This window comes from Actinomycetota bacterium (assembly GCA_041658565.1).
Lineage (GTDB): Bacteria > Actinomycetota > AC-67 > AC-67 > AC-67 > JBAZZY01.
In genome coordinates this window covers 1-2,961 of sequence record JBAZZY010000085.1, presented here as the reverse complement: position 1 = coordinate 2,961, position 2,961 = coordinate 1, and the positions used below count along the sequence as shown (strand labels likewise).

At 61.4% G+C, this 2,961-nt stretch carries 3 protein-coding genes; all 3 read right to left on the bottom strand.

Annotation, left to right across the window (positions count from 1 at the left end):
* Positions 1–183: 183 nt before the first annotated feature.
* The 3 genes from WDA27_15180 to WDA27_15170 all read right to left on the bottom strand — a co-directional run bounded on the left by WDA27_15180 (position 184) and on the right by WDA27_15170 (position 2,677).
* A complete protein-coding gene (locus tag WDA27_15180; GenBank protein MFA5892267.1) occupies positions 184–753 on the bottom strand; it encodes a hypothetical protein in 570 nt (189 codons plus the stop codon).
* Between the two features lie 258 nt (positions 754–1,011).
* Positions 1,012–1,488 carry a ribose 5-phosphate isomerase B gene (gene rpiB / locus WDA27_15175; GenBank protein MFA5892266.1) on the bottom strand — a complete coding sequence of 159 codons (477 nt, stop codon included), beginning with the start codon at positions 1,486–1,488 and terminating at the stop codon, positions 1,012–1,014.
* A gap of 76 nt (positions 1,489–1,564) precedes the next feature.
* Entirely contained in the window at positions 1,565–2,677 is a 1,113-nt protein-coding gene (locus WDA27_15170) for an L-threonylcarbamoyladenylate synthase (protein MFA5892265.1), read from the bottom strand.
* Positions 2,678–2,961 lie beyond the last annotated feature (284 nt).

Sequence of the window (2,961 nt, the reverse complement as noted above, 5' to 3'; positions counted from 1 at the left end):
GGGAAACTTCCACGACCGTGCGTTTGTTTATTGAGTCTCAGGAAAGCAATGTCGCAAGAAATAGCCGGGAGCTAACAGCTCCCGGAGCGGAAACGCGGGATTCGCGCACATTCCGGGAGCTGTTAGCTCCCGGCTATTGGAATTACTTTTCTGAGCGTCAATAGCCAAGACGCGCGCGCCGCCTCACCCTGGCTCGCGCGGCAGTTGACGCGGATAGGGCACCGGCAGCGACGTGGGCAACGGCTGATTGTACGTCTCGGCCCAGTCCTCGCGATCCTCGTCGGTGGCATAGTAACGAAGCCAAACCTCCGGGTCGCAATTCGCGCCCGTGCAGTCCCAGTGCAAGTAGTTGTTCGGCCAGTCGATCTTCTTTTCCCGCGCCGGCAAAATGTCGCGGAAGACCAGCGTGTACAACTCGCGATCGTTCAGATGATCGGTGAAGTCCAACACGATCCGCTTCTGGTAGAGCTTTCGCACGACGTCCCAGAGAATCTTGTGAAGGCCTTCATCGGCCAGCGACTCGGGACGTGGCGGCCGGAGATCCGGCTCGAACCAACGATAGATCGGCAGCACGGGGGCCTGTTCCCAGGCCAACATCGCAGCCAGAAACTCGTTCTCCGCGGAGATCGAGAAGTGCTGGACGTTCACACGGCTGATCGACTCGTCAAAGTAGCGTTCCAACTCGTCGCGCAGCTCGGCATTGCGGAGAAGCTGATCGACCTCGTCGGGTTGCGGATAACGCGAGTTCTGCATTGGGATTCCCGATCTATGCCTTACTGCCCCCTACAGAATCGAGTCTACTTGGAAGCAGCGAATTCTCCAAGGGCCAAGTAGCGAGAATCGATGATTTCTTGAGTCTTTCTTGCCCAGGAATCGTTACCAGCGACAACTTCGCCCCAAGACGCCCCGCACAACCGATACAGACGGAACAGCTTGCCGCGGGGGGGAAGAATCTTGCCGCCGAGAAGAGGAAAAAGTCTCACCGAAAAGGACACTTGGGCGCGTTTCGGACTAGCCGTTCTGCGGATTGTTGCATTGCTCCGCTTCGACTTGTCGTTCCAACTCGGTGATTTTGTCGACGCGGCGGGCGTGGCGACCGCCCTCGAACGGGGCGCTAAGCCATATCTCGATCATGCGATCAATCAGCCGTTCGCCGAGCAAGTCGGCCGAGAGACAAAGCACATTCGAGTCGTTGTGGCGGCGGCTTAGCTCGGCCGTGATGTCGTCGTGGCAGGGGGCGGCACGCACGCCGGGCACCTTGTTCGCCGCGATGCACATGCCCAATCCGGTGCCGCAGACGAGGATTCCGCGATCGGCTTCGCCGCGGCTGACTTTCAAGGCCACGTCGGCCGCGATGTCGGGATAATCGACGGCGTCCGGCGAGAACGTGCCCACGTCGATAGCCTCGTGGCCCAAGCGCTGGACCAGTTCAACAACCTTCGCTCGAATCGCGAAGCCGCGGTGGTCGGTTCCAATAGCAATACGCATGGTTTTTTATAACTCCAATCGTTAACTTGTGTTTTCAGACTCCCGTCGGCTGCCGATCTTTCGGAGCGTCTGGGTCTTATAACTCCAATTCGTTGACTCGTGTTTTCAGTTCGGTCTGCATTTGTGTCGCACAGGAGCGATAGTGTTCCACTGTCGAACCAATCGGATCGCAGATGTCCGCGCCGTCGGCCGACAACAAGCAAGTTCGCTCGGCGGCCGAGGGCCACTGGGCGACGATGGCCTCGCGGTGCGAGCGGGTCATCGTGTAGATCACGTCGGCGTGGCGCACCAGCGGCTCGGTGAGCGGCTGGGTTTCGTGGCCGGTCAGGTCCAGGTCCATGTCGGCCATCGTCTGCACGGCCTCGCTGGCAGCCCTTCCGCCCAACATGGCGGCAATGCCCGCCGACATCACCAACACGCCACGATCCTCCAACTCGTCGATCTGGCAGTTCAGCCGCGTGGCGAGCATGTCGCGGCACAGCATTTCGGCCATGGGGCTGCGGCACGTGTTGCCCGTACATACGAACAACACCAGCACACTGGAGAGCCGTCGCAGGGTTCGCTCGGGCACGACGCCCGCCCGCAGGATCTCCCACCGTCCCTGGTTGACCCGCACCACCGACGATGGCTGGCCGAAGCGGCAAGGCCCGTCATCGACGACCATAGCGATCTGATCGCCGAAGGCGTCGATCACTTCCTTGGCGGTGACGGCCTCGGGCATTCCGGCCTGGTTGGCGCTGGTTAGGGTCAGCGGTCCGGCCGACATCCGCAGCACGTCGAGGATCACCTGATGGGCAGGCACGCGCAGGCCAATCGACTGCCCCGGCGAGACGGCCCGTTGAACCTTCGGCGGCAGTTGACGCACGAGGCTCTCGGGATGCGAATCATCGACGACCAGCGTGATGGGGCCGGGCCAGCATCGCCGGGCAAGCCGCCGGGCCAAAGCGCACATGTCGGGGGCGTAGTCGCAAGCCTCGTCGGCGCTTTTGATGGCCAGCGTCAGCGGTTTGGCCGCCGTTCGATCTTTCAGGGCCATTAGCCGGCACACGGCGTCCTCGTCCAAGGCGTTGGCCGCGAGGCCGTAGACCGTCTCGGTAGGAAAGGCCACCAAGCCGCCCTCGACCACGGCTTGCACCGCGCGATGCACCACATCGCGCCAATCTTCTGCGCTCCGTAGATCAATCACCACCGGTGGCATAGCGTTGTTCAACCCCCCCACGGATCGTCGTAATGCCTTATTCTACCGGCCGTTACGCCCGGCAGTCAACCCGGAGGGGAAGAGGGCCGAAAAACGAGGAAGGAAGAGCGAGGAATAAGGAATTTTTGGTACGCCCCCCAGCCGAAAGCCGTAGGTCAGGCTGTGCCTGACGTCCGGATGTCGCACGGCAGCGTCAGGCACAGCCTGACCTACAGAAGTGGACTTTGCAGTTCTTTCGCAATGGGAATTGCTCCTTCCCTCGGCCTCCCCTGCCG